The sequence below is a fragment of the Methylosinus sp. LW4 genome (assembly GCF_000379125.1).
Taxonomy (GTDB): Bacteria; Pseudomonadota; Alphaproteobacteria; order Rhizobiales; family Beijerinckiaceae; genus Methylosinus.
In genome coordinates this window covers 1,740,723-1,755,638 of the sequence record NZ_KB900626.1, presented here as the reverse complement: position 1 = coordinate 1,755,638, position 14,916 = coordinate 1,740,723, and the positions used below count along the sequence as shown (strand labels likewise).

Sequence of the window (14,916 nt, the reverse complement as noted above, 5' to 3'; positions counted from 1 at the left end):
CGCGTCGCGCGGAGGGATCGGGCTGAATGAGCGAAGTCGCTGGCGTATCCCCGGCAGTCGGGGGCAAGAACAAAATCGCCGAGCTCGAGGCCGAGCTCGCGAGCGTTCATGCCGAGCTCCGCGCCGAGAAGGAGCGCTATCGCGAGCTGCGTCACCGCGTCCGCAATGATCTGCAGGCCTTGGCGACATTGATCTCCGCGCAGTCCCGCCGGCTCGAGAGGCCGGAGGGCTGCAGCAATTGCGCCATGCGCCTGCGCAGCGCCGTCGAGCTGCATAATGCGCTGGACGAGGACGATGACGCCGAGATCTGCATGTCCTCCTATCTTTGGGCGCTCTCCGAAGCGCGCCGCAAAGCTTTCGACGATCGCATCGTCGGAGAGACGATAGCGGATGATGATATTTTTCTCGATTATCGCCGCGCGCAATGCGTCGGCCTCGTCTATGTCGAAGCCGTCACCAATGCGATGAAGCACGCCTTTCCCGGCGGCGCGCAAGGCGAGGTGCAGGCGCGTCTGCGCCGCATCGGCGACAGGCTCGAGCTGACCATTGCCGACAATGGCTGCGGCTTCGATCCGGCGAATGTCTCGCGGGGCGACGGGCTGCAGCTGATGCGCGGGCTGGCGCGCCAGCTCAAGGGCGAGGCGTTCTTCGAGCGTCTGCCGCAAGGCACGCTGGTGCGGGTCGAATTCCCCGAGCATGTAGGCTAGCCGTAGGCGATCGTCTCGCCGTTCAGCGCTCTCGCAATTCCCTTGGGGCGCTTCACATCGGCGGATCGCGCGACGAGACGAATGCGCCGCGTCGCGCCGGGCGCGATATGCAGCCAGCTTTCGGCAGGACGAAAGAACTCATCCTCGATAGAAACGGATTGCGCGGCGATCGTCGTCGATAGAGCGAGAAGGAATCCGTCGCCGTCCTCCTCTATCTCCGCCGTCAAGCCGAGCTGTGATTTCGCCGCGCTGCGGCCGAGCGGAAAATGAAAGGCCTCGCGCTCGACGCCATTCGCGCCGATGAAGCGCGCGACGGTCAAATCATGCGACGGCGGCCCGAAATTATAGGCGAGCGCCGTGTCGAAAAATCCGCCCCAGAATTCCGCGTCGCGCAATGTCGCGACGCCATGCGGCTCGACGACGACGCTGCGGTTCGCTCTCATCACCGGCACATGGCCGTCGCGATAGCAGGCCAGCGAAATCTCGCCCTCGACGCGTTGCGGTCCGTCATTGCGCAAATGCGCGAAGAGTCCGTTGACGCCTTCGTCCGTGAGCATGAGCGACAGCGGACGAAAGGCGCGCGCCAAAGCGTGATAGGCGGATTTCGGCTCGCCATGCGCATCGAGAACGCCCCAGCCTGCGCCGGGCCACAAATCCTCGAGAAACCAGACGATGGCGCCATGAGTCGCGGAGCCGCCGCGCCGCCATTCGCCGATCGTCGCCTCCATCGTCTCGGCCACCGCGGCGCGGGCAATGTCGAGATAGAGCTGCGGATCGCTCACGCGCAGCGCCGACGGATTGCAGCCATAGAGCAGGCGCATGTAATGTTCGGTAACGTCGCCGAAAGTCTGCGTCGCTCCCATGTCGCGCGCGATCCGTTCGGCGAAGAGAGGCGATGCGAGCGGGTCGTCGCCGAAGTCGCGGCGCAGCGCGGCGTCATCCGCGATATTGGCGAAGCCGAGACATTCGGACGCAAAGCGCACATTGGCGCGGCGCGCATCGTCCAAGCCGCGGCGATAGGCGCCGACGCCATAGTAATGCGAGACGCCGACATCGGCATGAAAGGGAAGGGGGCCGCCGGAGGGCGAGCTCTCGACATAGATGGCGCCGGGACGCTGCGCCTCGATGAGCTGTGGCAGAGTCTCGTCGAAGAAAGGCGAGCGCCATTTGGCCTCGGCGAGGCCGAGCATGGACGCTTGCTGATAGACCTCGCTGCCGCCGCAGAGCACGGCGAGCGAAGGCGAAGATTGTGTGCGCGCCAGAAACTCCGTCGCCTCGCGCTCGACGCTGGCGCGGAAGGCGGCGTCCTGAAACGGATAATCGAAATTGGCGAAGGCGAAATCCTGCCACACCAAGAGTCCGAGCTCGTCGCAGAGCGCGTAGAAATCATCGCTCTCATAGAGCGTGACGCCGGGGACGCGCACCATATTCATGCCGGCGTCGCGCATCGCGCGCAGCAGCGGTGCGCAATCCTCTCGGCCGCCGGCGAGCGACACGGCGTCCGCCGTCGTCCAGCAGGCGCCGCGGCAAAACAGCGGCATGTCGTTCACGCGTAGCGCGAAGCCGGCGCCATCCGCGCCGCGATCGACGCGAATGTCGCGAAAGCCGGTGCGGCCGAGATCGATGCGATGCGCGCCGATCGTCGCCGCGACGTCATAGAGATGCGGCTCGCCATGCGTATGCGGCGTCCACAGCCGCGCATCGGGCGGCGACAGCTCTGCGATGATGCGATCGTCGGCGACGCGCGTGAAGGGCGCTTCCGCTCCGCCGCAGACGAGCCGCGCAGGAGCATCCATGAGGCCGGAAATTTCGAGCGCCACGCGCAGATTGGCGCGACCATCGTGGACGCTGGCGCGCATATCCGCATTGCGCAGGCGCAGCGCGCCATGCTCGATCAGCTCGATCTCGCGCCAGGGACCGACGGGCGGCGTCGGCGGCGCGAAGCCGGGAAGGCGGCCGAGCGCTGTCGTGCGTATATGGCGCAGGCCCGCCGGCGTTATCATGCGCGGCCGCCAGCGCGCGCGGCCGCTCTTCGTCGCGATCTCGCGCTCGACAGAGCGAAAGCGAATATGAAGCTCATGCGCGCCTTGCGTCGCGACCTCTATCGCATGCGCATGGAACATATTGTCCGAGCGCAGCGCGAGCCTTCCGTCGAGATAGACGTCCGCGAGCGTGGCGAGGCCATGCAGGCGCAATTCGGCCGGGGCGGAATTGACGAAGGAGGTCTTGTACCAGACGTCGAGCGCATCGAGCAGCGGCAACTCGTCGAAGCGCGCGCCTTCGGCGATCAGCGCCTGCGCTAGCGTGCCGGGAACGCGCGTCGCGCGCCAGGAGACGGCGCCGGGAATGGCGGATGGCTCCGTCCATTCGCCGGCCTCGTCGATCGTGAAAGTCCAACCGGCGTCGAGGCGCTGGCGCTTTTCTCCTTCGACGCGCGCGCGCATCATGGGCCTCAGCGCAGCTTCGCCGAGAGACCTCCGAACAAGCCGTCATAGACGCCGGCGAGCTCGTCGAGCGTCTCGCGCGGATCATAGACGCGCTTGCGCGCGGAGGCGCGCGCCGCCTGGAACTGCATCGCCTTGGCGCCGGCCGAAATGCGTCGGCAGGACTCCGCCTCGGCGGCGAGATCGCCATCCGGCCGCAGCCAGTCGAGATGGCTGCCGAGCAGCTCGAAATTGGCGCCGAGCTGGCGGAACGTGTTGAAGGCGAGGCTGTGGAAGAAGCACGGCGGGCGCGCCTCCAGCACATTCCACAGCGCAGGGAAGCGCGTGGCGAAGGCGCGGATCGGATTGTCGCTCGGGCGGCGCGCGAAATGCTCGCGCGCCAGCTCTTCCGCCGTTCCGCGCAAATCCGCATGCGCGCGCTCGCGGTCGAAGCGCACGAATTCGGCGTAAGGAAACAGAGCGGCGAGATCGCGCGCCTCGCCGGCGCGGCCGAAGATCGCGTCGAAGTCCTCGCCGTCGAGCGCGAAATAGCCGTCATTGTGGAAATAGTCGATTCGCCGCGCAGAGAGATCGATTTCCGTGACGCCGATCGTCGTCTTGGAATGGTCGATGCGATAGGTGACGCCGCGCGTGTCCGGCAGATGATAGCCGTCCACCTCCACCATCACCACACGGCCGCGCGCGGTCTGGCGCGCGATGTGATCGTCCAGCCGATCATAGAGCGCCAGCTCCTCGACGCGAAGGCCGTAGAGACGCTCGAGATCGGCGAGGCGCGGCTTGAAGAAGGTGAGCTGATCTTCTTCGAAATCCTGCGCCAGCGTGAAGCCGAGCATGGCCTCCGGCTCGAAGCCGCGCATGGCGACGAGCTCGATCATGAGATCGACATAGCAATTGGTCTGCGGCCAATCACGCTCTGCATGATGCAGCGCGTGACGGAAATGCGGCTTCGCCGGCTTCAGCGGCGAGAGCTCGGCGTCAGAGAGAGAGAGCAGCGCGGACTGAGGTCGGCCAGCCATTGGTGTCGATCCCGTGATGTTTGAACAAGGCGAGGGCGAGGCGCTCCATGCCGAAGCCGACGCACGCGGTATGCGCGGTCTCGCCGGCGGCGGTCTTGATGCCCCACAGCGCGCCGAAATGATCCTGATGATAGTTGAAGCTCTGGCACGCGGTCGGATTTTCCGTGCTCTCGATCGGCACCAGCAGCTCGAATTTCAGCGCCTGCTCACGCTGGCTCGAGGCCATCATGCGTCCGGCGCGGCCGAAGAACGGATCATTCGCCACATCGATGTGATGCGGCAGCTCGAGCGTCTCGGCGAAGCCGCGGGCGCGCTCCAGCCAGGATTCGCGGAAGCTCGCGGCCTGCTCCGGCTCGCCGATGCGCACGAACTCGCGCATGCGGAACATTTGCATGCGCGCCGGATCCTTCGACGGCTCGTGACGGAAGCAATAGGATTGAATGTCGAAGAGGCCGCCTTCGGCCGCGAGCGGGCCGCGGCGGGCGACGATCGGATAGAGCGGATAGCAGGCGGCGGGCGTCAGCACGATGTCGGTCGCGCCCTGTCCGCCGGTCCAGTCGCCGCCGTTGTGAATATTGTCGAGAAGGGCGAGATGGTCCTTCTCGCTTCCGGCGAAGCTGTGCACCGTGCCGGCGAGCTGTGGGAAGTTCTTCATATAGCCGCTCTTCTCGAAGAGCGCGCGATTCATGCCGGGAGGAAAGCGGATGACCTCGGCGCGATCATTCGCTGCGATGCGCGTGATCAGCCGATCCATTCCCTCTATGACCGCCTCGAAGGCCTGTCCACGGCCATAGAGTCCGTCGACGCCGGTCTCATGCAGAACGCCTTTGGCGAAGAGGCGATCGAGAAAGCTGTCGCAGGCCTGGCACATGGGTCAGTCTCCCAGCCGCTGGTCGATGCGCTGCGCGAGCAGCAGATTGGACAGATTGGTGAAGATGCGGTCGTTGGAGATCATCACCTGCGCCGAGAGCGCGTCGCGCATGTGGCGGCCGACGCTGAAGGGCGTGTCGTTCTTGTAGCCGGCGATGCCGGCGATCAGCAGCGCATGATTGATGATCTCGATCGAGAGCTGCGACGAGCCGATCTTGATGTTGTTCATCGCGACGGCGAAGCTCATCGAGTTGAGATCGTCCACGTTCTGCTGCGCCTTGGCGAAGCGCTTCAGCCCTTCGACGACGTTGGAGCGCATGAGCTGCAGCTTCGCGGTCGCCTCCGCGAGGCGCAGCGCGCCGGGGGCGGGGCCATTGGGATGGCGGCGCGCGTCCTTGCGCACGAAGGATTGCGCGCGCGCGAGCGCGTCCGAGGCGACGCCGTACCACACCGCGCTCCACAGGAGATGCGCGGTCGCGAGCATGGACTCGGAGGCGATCTCGGCGAAGTCATGAGTGAAGATCTGCTCGATCGGCGCCTCGCCGCTGAAGGTGAAGCCTTCGCTGCAGGTGCCGCGCATGCCGAGCGCGTCCCAGCCGCCGGTGCGATCGAGACGATACTGGCTCTTCTCCAGCACGGCCATCAGCTGATCGGAGGGCGGAGCGTCGACCGCGCGGCGCGCGGTGACGAGGATCGCGTCCGAATAGGCGCCATAGGAGATGAGCGCGCCTTCCTTGGCGATGCGGAATGTCGCGCCGTCGCGCTCGAAAGCGCAAATGCTGTTGCGCATATTGCCGCCGACGCCGCCTTCGGTCGTCGCGGAGCCGAGCAGCAGCTGCTCGTCGCTGACGCGGCGCATGAAGCTCTCGTGCCATGCGCTGCCGCGGCCATGCGCGATGAGGCTCGACGCCTTGATCTGATGCATGGCGAAGATCATCGCCGTCGAGGCGCATTGCTGGCCGAGCGAGGTGCAGATCTCGGCGACGTCGGCGAGCGAGGCTCCGCCGCCGCCGAACTCGATCGGGATCAGCAGCGACAGCAGGCGCGCATCCTTGAGCGCCTGAATCGCTTCGATCGGGAAGCGGCCGTTGCGGTCGACGTCATCGGCGTGGCGGGCGGCCGTCGCAATGACATTCGCTCCGCGATCGAGTGGCGCATTCATCAGGCGGCTTCCTTGAGCTCGTGCAGGCAGCCGGCGATCGAGGCGATCGAGGAGAAGCTGCGACGGTTGAGCATGCGGTCGGGAAATTCGACGTCGAAAGTCTCTTCGAGCGCCAGCATCAGCTGGACGGCGGCGAAGGATGTGAGGCCCGTGGCGTAGAGATCGGCGTCGTCGCCGATCGCCTCCGCGGCCACGGCCAAGCGGCCTTGTTCATCGACGAGTCGTCTAATCGTATCGAGCATCTTCTTCTCCATCGACCAAGCTCGAGTTTCAGCGTCACCATACGCGCTCGCGCTGCATTTTCAGCTAAATTGCCGCTCGTTGGTGAACAGTTTGCGGATTTGATCGTTGCCAAATTCGTTCCATAAAATTTGACCCGTTCGGGCAAGAATTTCGCGGCCATTTGCGTGAAAATGAAACGCGGCTATGATGCTCTGGACATGGACGAGACACTCGAGGCGTCTCGAATTCTGTCACGATCGTGAAACGTGGCGAATCGTCCCTGCAAACCCTATTTTCGACATGAAGAGGATGAATGAGAGAGAGGGGTTTAAGAAACGTTAACCATGAAATGGAACATTCGCCTTCAGCGCGAATGCGGGGCTGTGCTCGCTTGTTCGACGTCGGAACGGAACTCGCGTGATGTTGGACTATGAATCCGGGTCGAAAAGCGTCGCCGAACGTCAGCGCCCCATGGCGGAGCCGCCGCGCGCCCGCTCCTCGCTGACGCCGGGGAGCTTGATCGCGCTCGCGCTTCGCAACAAGCTGTTCATCCTGTCCGTCGCGCTCGCCTGCGCGGTCGGCGGCTATGCGCTCACCAAGCTGCTGACGCCGCGCTATGTCGCGGCCGCGCAGATATATCTCGATCCGCGCGGGCTGCCCGGACTCGAGGGCGACGCCAATCAGGGCCAGGATTCGACCGGCTTCATCAATTTCGTCGAGACGCAAACGCGCATTCTGACCTCGCAGGTCGTGCTCGAGCGCGTCGTCGAGGCCGAGAAGCTCACCGAGGATCCCGAGTTCGGAGCCTCTACCTCCTTGCTCGGCAAGCTGTTCGGGCATTTCGGCCGCACGCCGACGAAGGACGAGATCGTCGACGGCGCCGTGCGCGCGCTCGGCACGAAGATCATGGTGCGCCGTCCCGAGCGCACCTTCATCATCGACATCGCCGCCTCGAGCGACAATGCGCAGAAATCCGCGCGCATCGCCAATGCGGTGGCGCAAGCCTATATCGATGTTCGCTCGACGATGCATAAGGATGCGGCGCAGCAGGCGGCGACCTCCTTCACCGGACGCCTCGACGGGCTGCGCGAGCGCCTGCTCGCCGCGGAAAAAGCCGTCGAGGCCTATAAGGCGGAGAATGGCTTCGTCGGCACGCGCGATTCCTACATAGACGAGCAGCGGCTGAAGGAGCTCAATCAGCAGCTCACCTTCGCCCGCACGCGGCTCGAGGACACGCGCTCCCGCTTCGAGCAGGTGCAGCGCGCGGCGCATTCGGACACGGAGCTCGCGGCCATCGCCGCCAATATGAATTTGATGACGCTGAACGCGCTGCGCGGGCAGCAGGCGGAGGCGGCGCAAAAGCTCGCCGATCTTTCCGCCGAGCTCGGGCCGCAGCATCCGGTCGTCAAGAATGCGACCGCGCGGCTCGCCGAGACCAAGCGCCTCGTCAATACCGAGCTGGCGCGTGTCGCCGTCTCGCTGCGCAAGGATTATGAGCGCGCGCGCAGCACGGAAGAGGCGCTGAACCGCGAGATGCAGAAGCTCGAGGGCAAGGCTGTCGTCTCGGCGCAAGCTTCGGTCAAGCTTCGCGATCTCGAGCGCGAGGTCGAGGTCAGCCGCACGATCTACGAATCCTTCCTGACGCGCTCGCGTCAGACCGGCGAGGCGCGGCAGCTCGACGCCGCCAGCACGCATATCATTACAATGGCGACGCCGCCGATCGCGCGCAGCTTTCCGCCGGGCGCCGGGCTGATGACGGGCGCGGGCTTTGTCGCCGGCCTCACTCTGGGCCTCGGCCTCGCTTTTCTGCGGGAGCGCGGCTTCGGCGGCGCGCCCGAGTCGGGTCCGCGTCGCGACGTCGAGAACGAGCCGGTGCGCGTCGCCGTGACCGATGCGACGAAATTCACCGTGCGTGGGCCGACGGCGGGACCCGACCGGCTCGAGCTGACGCGGCTCGGCATTCCTTTTGTGCGGCCTTTCGCCGATCGTCGCGAGCTCGAGGCGGTGGTGTCGCGCTTCGGCGCGCTGGTCGCCGAGAGCGCGCATCGGCCGCTCGTCATCGGTCTGGTCGGCGATGCGCCCGGCTCCATTCGCACCGTGATGGCCGTCAATATCGCGCTGGCGCTGCGGCTGCAGCATCTCGAGGTGGCGCTGGTCGATGCGGACCGCGATCATGCGGCGCTCACCGTTCTCATCGAGGATGGGCTCGAGGCCTTCGGCGACGCCGACGATCCTTTCGTGCGCACCGACGACAGCGTGCTGCTGGCGCTGCCGGCGATCGATCGTCGCTCGCGCGCGGCCGGAGCGGTGGAGCGCATCGTCGACGGCTTCCGCGACGGCAGTCCGGCCGAGGTCGATATCGTGCTCTGCGACGGCGTCGGCTCTGACGAGAGCATGTTCGAGCGGCTCGATTTCGTGGCGCCGGTGCTTGGCCGCGATCAGGATGAGGAGACCGCGATCGGCGAGCTTCCCGAGGCGCTGCGCGCCAAGATCGCGGTGATTTTGCGAGTCGATCATAGCGATCCCTGGCTGCCGCGTCGCGATGCGCGCCGCCGTGCGGAGACGACGCGCAGGACCGCCTGACGCGGTCGTCTTCTCTCTCTTTTACTCGGCCATAAGCGGCGCGGCGTTCATGGGCTCTGTATCGATCGCGGCCGCCACAGCGGCGGCGGCGTCGCGCCAGCACTGATCATAGAGCGGCGATAGCGAGCGCGACGGCAGGCGCTCCGAACGCGCGAGGCGGTCGGCATAGGCGGGCGCATCGGCGTCATTGGCGAGCAGCATCAGCGAGCCGTCGGCGATGGCGCGGCGATAGGCGCGATGATGGTCGAACTCGCCGGCCTCGCGCGGCGCATTGACGATCACCGGCTTGCCGGATTGCAGGCAGGCGAGCACGCTGCCGCGGCGCGAGGTGAGCCCCTCGGGAAAGCGATAGAGGAAGCAGTCGACCTCGGCGAAGAGCGCATGCAGATCGCGCGGGCCGTCGACATAGCCGGTCACGAGGCAATCCTCGGCGAGGCCGAGCGCCCGAGCCTTGGCGCGAAAATCCTCCTCGACGCGATCGACGCCTTTGACGAAGCCGCCGATGAAGAGGCAGAGGACCGGCCGGCCGGAGTCGCGCAGCCGCGCTGCGACATCGAGCACGAAGTCGGATTGCTTCTTGGGATAGATCGAGCCGAAATGGCCGATGACCATGCGTCCCTCGGCGCGCGCCGCCTCTATGCGCGCGGCGAGCGGGGAGGGGCCGTCCGGCGCGGTCGGCGGAATATTGGAAGGGATGGGCGCGATGGCGCTGCGGGCGGCCAGAAAGCGCGTGACGACGCCTTCGGCGAAGCCCTCGCGCACGAAGGGCGAGGAGAAGACGAAGCGCTGCGCGAAGAGGGCGTAGACGGAGATGATGAGGCGGCGGCGCCAGTCGAGATCGGCCCATTCATGCAGGATCAGGACGCGCCCGCGACCGCGCAGCATCGCGAGGACGAGTGCGACGAGCGGCGTCAGCACGATTTTTTTCCAGGCGACGACCGGCAGATTGATCGCGATGGCGTCGACCTCGCCGAGCGCGCGCCAGATCGCCGCCCAATCGGAGAGCTTGCCGGAGACGGCGAGCCGCTGCGCCTCGAGGCCGAGCTCGCCCCAGCGCGCCGCCACATGGCGGGCGAAGGATTCGACGCCGCAAGGCTGCGTGGCCGTCGAGACCAGGAACAGCGTCTTCTTGCGTTCGGTCGCGCGGATCATCAATGGCTCCGTCCTGTTTCAAAATGAGACGGCGGCGGCGCCGCCATCCCACTCGGAGCAAGAGACGAACCGTTTTTCTCAGCGGCCGGTTTTCACCCGCGTCCATTCGCGGGTCACGATCTTCTGGATCGGCTGATCCGGCGCCGTGACGGTGAAGAGGCGCTTCATCGTCGCCGCATCGGGATAGATGGCCGGATTTTCGGCGATCTCCTTGTCCACCAGCGGCCGCGAGGCGCCGACGCCATTGGCGAAATTGGTGATCTTGGTGTTGCGGGCGGCGACCTCCGGCCGCAGCAGATAATCGATGAAGAGATGCGCCTCGTCGGGGTGCGGCGCGTCCTTGGGGATGGCGAGGCTGTCGAGCGACATCAGCGTCCCCTCCTGCGGGATCACAAAGGCGATTTCGACGCCATTGGCGGCCTCACGGGCGCGATTGCGCGCCTGGAAGCTGTCGCCGGCCCAGCCGATGGCGAGGCAAATGTCGCCATTGGCCAGCGCGTTGATATATTCCGAGGAGTGGAATTTCTTTATGTGGCGCCGAAGGCCGGAGAGCAGATCGGCGGCGCGGCGAATGTCGCCCGGCTCCTTGGAATTTGGATCGAGCTTCAGATAATTGAGCGTGATCGAGAAGAGATCTTCGGGACTATCGAGCACATAGACGCCGCAATCGGCGAATTTGCGCAGATTTTCCGGCTTCAGCACCTGCTCCCAGGAGGCGATCGGCTTGTCGCCGATGCGCTCTTTCACCTTGGCGACATTATAGGCGACGCCGGTGGTGAACCACATATAGGGGGCGGCATAGGCGTTGCCTGGATCATAGCGCGACAGACGCTGCGCGATCTCCGGCCACACATTGTCGATATTCTTGAGCTTGCTCTTGTCGAGCGGGCGATAGACGCCGGCCTTGATCTGTCGCTGCAGAAAGGTCGCCGAGGGGACGACGACATCATAGCCGGCGGCGCCGGCGAGCAGGCGCGTCTCCAATATCTCGTTGGAATCATAGGTGTCGTAGACAACCTTCACGCCCGTCTCGCGGGTGAAGTCCTCGAGCACGCGCGGGTCGATATAATCGCTCCAATTGAAGATGTTGACGACACGCTCGGCGCCCTGCGCGCCCATGGCGCTTCCGAGCGCGAGCAGACATGCGGCGAGGATTCTCATTTTGCTTCGCTCTCCCTCAACGTCCGGCGATTTGCTTCGCCGCTTGCGCGGCGCGTCGCCTCATGGGCACAATGGCCATCCTCTCGCTCTCCCGCCATTCCGAGATTATGCGATGGAGCCTGCCTCTCCGCTGGAAAGTCTGCGCGAGCAAAACGCCCGTCTCGTGACGCGCGGCGCGCGGCGCTATTTGCGGGCGGCTGGGTTTTCGGTGCTCGCGGAGCTGCCGCTGCCGGGCGGGCGGCGGGCCGATCTCGTCGCTCTCGCGCCGGATGGAGCGCTGCGCATCGTCGAGGTGAAGAGCTCGCTCGCCGATTTCCGCGCCGATCGCAAATGGATGGACTATCGCCTCCATTGCGATCGTTTTTATTTCGCCATTCCCTGCGATCTCTCCGAGGAGGCCTTTCCCTTGGACGTCGGCCTCATCGTCGCCGACGCGCATGGCGCCATGCTGACGCGCGAGGCGCCGGTCCATAAGCTCGCTCCGGCCAGCCGCAAGGCCATGCTGCTGCGCTTCGCCGGCGCGGCGGCGGAGCGGCTTCATTACGCCCTGCATCGCGACGAATTCTGACCCGCGCCGCCGCGCGTCATCGCGATGCGCTCATCTCGGCGCACGCTTGGCCAATATGCGCTGCAGCGTGCGGCGATGCATGTTGAGCCGGCGCGCCGTCTCCGACACATTGCGGTCGCAGCTCTCATAGACGCGCTGAATATGCTCCCAACGCACGCGATCGGCCGACATGGGATTGTCGACCGCGTCGGGCTTGTCGATCTTCGTCGCCATCAGCGCATGATAGATTTCATCGGCGTCGGCGGGCTTGGCCAGATAGTCGAAGGCGCCGAGCTTCACCGCCGTCACCGCCGTGGCGATATTGCCATAGCCGGTGAGGATGATGCCGCGCGCGTCCGGCCGCTTCACCTTGAGCGAGGAGATGACGTCTATGCCATTGCCGTCGCCGAGCCGCATGTCGATGATGGCGAAGGCCGGCGCGGCGGCTTCGACGGCGGCGAGGCCGTCGGCGACGCTCTCCACCGCCGTGACGAGAAAGCCGCGCGCCTCCATGGCGCGCGTGAGCCGGCCGAGGAAGGGCTTGTCGTCCTCCACGATCAGCAGCGAGCGCTCCTGCGGGAGCTCCCCGAGCGCGGCCTCCACGGCCGCATCGAAATCGGTGTGTTCGGCTGCGCCAGCGTCGTCGATCATGCGTCGTCGTCCTGGTTTGGGATTGTTCAATATAGCATCACGCCGCGTCGGACGAAGGCGTTTGTTGGTCTGAGCCACGCTCGTGCCCGACTGCCTCGCCATTGCCGCTGGAGCGCTCCAGCGCCGCGCGCGGCCAGGAGATCGTCACCTTGGCGCCTGTCTGCGGGGCCTGCACATTGGCGGTCGTCACGGTCGCGCCGGAGCGCTCGAGCAGCGTCTTGGCGATGAAGAGGCCGAGGCCGAGGCCGGAGCCCGGCTCGTTCTTGGTGCGCCGGTCGGTCGGGCGTCCGCTGACATAAGGGTCGCCGAGGCGATTGAGAATCCCCTGCGAGAAGCCGGGGCCGTCATCCTCAATGACGAGGACGACGAGCTCCTTGGACCACAAGGCCTCTATGCGCACGCGCGAATGCGCGAAATCCACGGCGTTCTCGACGAGATTGCCGAGCCCGTAGACGATGCCGGGATTGCGCGAGAAGCTCGGCTCCGGGGGCGGGCCGCGCCGCGTCAGCTCTACGTCCACGCCGAAGGCGCGGTGCGGCTCGATCACCTCCTCGAGCATGGTCTCCAGCGTCTGCATGTCGAGCAGGCCGCCCGTGTCCGCCTGGCCGAGCGAGACGAGCTTGCGCAGAATGTCCCGGCAGCGCCGCGCCTCCTGGGCGAGCAGGGCGAGATCGTCGGCGAGCGCCGGCGCCGTCGCGAGCGCGGATTTCTGCAATTCCTTCGTCACCACGGCGATGGTCGCGAGCGGCGTGCCGAGCTCATGCGCGGCGGCGGCCGCGAGGCCGTCCAGCTGCGAGAGATGCTGCTCGCGCTCCAGCACCAGCTCCGTCGCCGCCAGCGCCGTCGACAATTGCCGCGCCTCGTCGGAAACGCGCGCCGCGTAGAGACCGACGAAGGCCGCGCTCAGCACCAGCGCCGTCCACACGCCGGTGCGATAGAGCAGCGGGAAATGCAGCTCGACGCCCTCGTACCAGGGCAAAGGCTGAAACTCGACGGTCAGTATCGTCGCCGCGGCGATCATCAGCACGCCGAGCAGAATGGTCAGCTTGCGCGGCAGCGACACCGCCGAGATCATGACCGGCGCCAGAAACAGCATGGCGAAAGGATTGGCGACGCCGCCGGTGAGATAGAGCAGGGCCGAGAGCTGCAATATGTCATAGGACAAGAGCAGCGCCGCCTCGCCATCGTCGAGGCGGAAGGTGCGCGTTGTCGCCAGGCGCAGCGCGGCGTTGAGGCAGGCCGAGGTCGCGATGGCGATGAAGCTCAGCCCGATCGGGAAATCGAACTGAAAATAGAAGAAGGTGACGAGCGTCGCGAAGGTCTGGCCGGCGATCGCCAGCCAGCGCAGGATGATGAGCGTGTCGACGCGAAGCTGGCGGGCCTGATGGCCGAAATCGGCGTCGGCTGTATTGGTCATGAGGCGGCGTTGTCTCGAAAATTGCAGCAGCGCGAGACGCGCGGCTCTGCGATTTGTAGCGCGTTTCGCCTGTGCTCCGCAGCGATTTTCCGCAGGACTATATGCCGCGCCCCCTTGCTGCGCGCCACAGCCGCCACTGCCGCCGCCATTGCGGCGGCTCGGCGATCATATGGAGAGGATCGAAGCCTTTGCGCTCCATCGCGCCGAGATAGAGTGGAATCAATGCTGCGGGCAGCAGAGCCGCGCGCGCCGCGCCATCGCCGCGCACGGCTTTGCGCGCCTTTTCGAAATAATCGCGCGCCGAGCCGCGCAGCTCCGCCAGAGCGGCGGCGAGCGCGGGCGTGAGCTTCGCCTCGACGAAATCGCTCTCGGCGCGGCAGCGCGCGAGAAGATCGAGGGGCAAGAATCGCTGCCCTTGCGCCAAATGGCGGGGCAGGGCGCGCAGAATCGCCGTGAGGCCAAAGGCGCGCCCGGCGAGGCGAAGCGCCTCCTCCTGCCGTGCGGCGTCCTCGGCGTCGATGACGCGCGCGCGCCAGCGCAGAGGCGCGCCGAACACGCGGTCGCAATAGGTCTCCAGCGCCGCGAGACTCTCCATCTGCTCGTCATAGAGATCGAAGCTATGGGCCTCGAGCAGCTCGACGACCTCCTCCCGCGGGATAGCGCAGCGCTCGAGCGTGTCGAGAAGAGCGTCGGCGATCGGATGGGCGTGGGCGCCCTCGCTATCGGCCGGCGCCTCCAGCAAATCGTACCACCAGCGCAGCCGCATCTCGCCGAGAATCGGCTGCGAGACGCGCGCCCGCACGCTGGAAATCTCTGCGCAGAAAGCGCCGATCGCATGGAGATGCGGCCGCGCCTGCGCCGGCGCGAACAGGCAGGCGAGCCAGAGATCGAGATCCTGCTCGCGCAGCGCCGCCTCGCAATGGCGGTAATGGTCGGCGAGCTCGGTCTCGCGCGCGGTCGTCGCGGCCTCGTCCATGGGCGAAA

Annotated in this window: 13 protein-coding genes; 3 read left to right on the top strand and 10 right to left on the bottom strand. The window is 66.1% G+C overall.

Annotated elements, in window-relative coordinates; all coding sequences use genetic code 11:
- Positions 1–26: 26 nt before the first annotated feature.
- Positions 27–707: a sensor histidine kinase gene (locus METLW4_RS0108930; RefSeq protein ID WP_018265867.1), complete on the top strand. Its 681-nt coding sequence runs from the start codon at positions 27–29 to the stop codon at positions 705–707.
- On the opposite strand, the gene METLW4_RS0108925 is transcribed toward METLW4_RS0108930, so the two are convergent.
- The 5 genes from METLW4_RS0108925 to METLW4_RS0108905 are packed head-to-tail and all read right to left on the bottom strand — an operon-like array spanning position 704 to position 6,441.
- A complete protein-coding gene (locus METLW4_RS0108925; protein WP_018265866.1) occupies positions 704–3,154 on the bottom strand; it encodes a glycoside hydrolase family 2 protein in 2,451 nt (816 codons plus the stop codon). The genes METLW4_RS0108930 and METLW4_RS0108925 overlap by 4 nt on opposite strands.
- Before the next feature lie 5 nt (positions 3,155–3,159).
- Complete coding sequence (locus METLW4_RS0108920) at positions 3,160–4,167, bottom strand: DUF1839 family protein (protein WP_018265865.1); 1,008 nt, start codon at positions 4,165–4,167, stop codon at positions 3,160–3,162.
- Entirely contained in the window at positions 4,127–5,038 is a 912-nt protein-coding gene (locus METLW4_RS0108915) for an amino acid--[acyl-carrier-protein] ligase (RefSeq protein WP_018265864.1), read from the bottom strand. Before METLW4_RS0108915 ends, METLW4_RS0108920 begins: the two co-directional genes overlap by 41 nt.
- 3 nt (positions 5,039–5,041) lie before the next feature.
- A complete protein-coding gene (locus METLW4_RS0108910; RefSeq protein WP_018265863.1) occupies positions 5,042–6,199 on the bottom strand; it encodes an acyl-CoA dehydrogenase family protein in 1,158 nt (385 codons plus the stop codon).
- Entirely contained in the window at positions 6,199–6,441 is a 243-nt protein-coding gene (locus METLW4_RS0108905; RefSeq protein WP_026191372.1) for an acyl carrier protein, read from the bottom strand. Before METLW4_RS0108905 ends, METLW4_RS0108910 begins: the two co-directional genes overlap by 1 nt.
- A gap of 400 nt (positions 6,442–6,841) precedes the next feature.
- On the opposite strand from METLW4_RS0108905, the gene METLW4_RS0108900 reads away from it, so the two are divergent.
- Positions 6,842–9,004 carry a GumC family protein gene (locus tag METLW4_RS0108900; RefSeq protein WP_043331785.1) on the top strand — a complete coding sequence of 721 codons (2,163 nt, stop codon included), beginning with the start codon at positions 6,842–6,844 and terminating at the stop codon, positions 9,002–9,004.
- Positions 9,005–9,025: 21 nt separating this feature from the next.
- Here METLW4_RS0108900 and METLW4_RS0108895 read toward each other — a convergent pair whose 3' ends face one another.
- Complete coding sequence (locus METLW4_RS0108895; RefSeq protein ID WP_043332503.1) at positions 9,026–10,156, bottom strand: glycosyltransferase; 1,131 nt, start codon at positions 10,154–10,156, stop codon at positions 9,026–9,028.
- 78 nt (positions 10,157–10,234) lie between these two features.
- Positions 10,235–11,317 carry a polyamine ABC transporter substrate-binding protein gene (locus tag METLW4_RS0108890; protein ID WP_051079623.1) on the bottom strand — a complete coding sequence of 361 codons (1,083 nt, stop codon included), beginning with the start codon at positions 11,315–11,317 and terminating at the stop codon, positions 10,235–10,237.
- Between the two features lie 112 nt (positions 11,318–11,429).
- Between METLW4_RS0108890 and METLW4_RS0108885 the strand changes: the two genes are divergently transcribed.
- On the top strand, positions 11,430–11,885 hold the full coding sequence (locus tag METLW4_RS0108885; RefSeq protein WP_026191370.1) for an MmcB family DNA repair protein: 456 nt from the start codon (positions 11,430–11,432) through the stop codon (positions 11,883–11,885).
- A 30-nt stretch (positions 11,886–11,915) separates the two neighbouring features.
- Here the strand turns inward: METLW4_RS0108885 and METLW4_RS0108880 are convergent, their stop codons facing one another.
- From METLW4_RS0108880 to METLW4_RS0108870, 3 genes are all read right to left on the bottom strand, one after another.
- The gene (locus METLW4_RS0108880; protein WP_018265857.1) at positions 11,916–12,515 is read right to left on the bottom strand and encodes an ActR/PrrA/RegA family redox response regulator transcription factor; all 600 of its coding nucleotides are present in this window, start codon (positions 12,513–12,515) and stop codon (positions 11,916–11,918) included.
- Positions 12,516–12,552: 37 nt separating this feature from the next.
- A complete protein-coding gene (locus METLW4_RS0108875; RefSeq protein ID WP_018265856.1) occupies positions 12,553–13,932 on the bottom strand; it encodes an ActS/PrrB/RegB family redox-sensitive histidine kinase in 1,380 nt (459 codons plus the stop codon).
- 97 nt (positions 13,933–14,029) lie between these two features.
- Complete coding sequence (locus tag METLW4_RS0108870) at positions 14,030–14,908, bottom strand: phytoene/squalene synthase family protein (protein WP_018265855.1); 879 nt, start codon at positions 14,906–14,908, stop codon at positions 14,030–14,032.
- Positions 14,909–14,916: the final 8 nt, after the last annotated feature.

Bases quoted from the DNA above. Each gene is read 5' to 3' on its own strand.
- METLW4_RS0108885 (WP_026191370.1), top strand. From the start codon at position 11,430: ATGGAGCCTGCCTCTCCGCTGGAAAGTCTGCGCGAGCAAAACGCCCGT.
- METLW4_RS0108895 (WP_043332503.1), bottom strand. From the start codon at position 10,156: ATGATCCGCGCGACCGAACGCAAGAAGACGCTGTTCCTGGTCTCGACG.
- METLW4_RS0108930 (WP_018265867.1), top strand. From the start codon at position 27: ATGAGCGAAGTCGCTGGCGTATCCCCGGCAGTCGGGGGCAAGAACAAA.
- METLW4_RS0108875 (WP_018265856.1), bottom strand. From the start codon at position 13,932: ATGACCAATACAGCCGACGCCGATTTCGGCCATCAGGCCCGCCAGCTT.
- METLW4_RS0108925 (WP_018265866.1), bottom strand. From the start codon at position 3,154: ATGATGCGCGCGCGCGTCGAAGGAGAAAAGCGCCAGCGCCTCGACGCC.
- METLW4_RS0108870 (WP_018265855.1), bottom strand. From the start codon at position 14,908: ATGGACGAGGCCGCGACGACCGCGCGCGAGACCGAGCTCGCCGACCAT.
- METLW4_RS0108910 (WP_018265863.1), bottom strand. From the start codon at position 6,199: ATGAATGCGCCACTCGATCGCGGAGCGAATGTCATTGCGACGGCCGCC.
- METLW4_RS0108915 (WP_018265864.1), bottom strand. From the start codon at position 5,038: ATGTGCCAGGCCTGCGACAGCTTTCTCGATCGCCTCTTCGCCAAAGGC.
- METLW4_RS0108880 (WP_018265857.1), bottom strand. From the start codon at position 12,515: ATGATCGACGACGCTGGCGCAGCCGAACACACCGATTTCGATGCGGCC.
- METLW4_RS0108920 (WP_018265865.1), bottom strand. From the start codon at position 4,167: ATGGCTGGCCGACCTCAGTCCGCGCTGCTCTCTCTCTCTGACGCCGAG.
- METLW4_RS0108905 (WP_026191372.1), bottom strand. From the start codon at position 6,441: ATGCTCGATACGATTAGACGACTCGTCGATGAACAAGGCCGCTTGGCC.
- METLW4_RS0108900 (WP_043331785.1), top strand. From the start codon at position 6,842: ATGTTGGACTATGAATCCGGGTCGAAAAGCGTCGCCGAACGTCAGCGC.
- METLW4_RS0108890 (WP_051079623.1), bottom strand. From the start codon at position 11,317: ATGAGAATCCTCGCCGCATGTCTGCTCGCGCTCGGAAGCGCCATGGGC.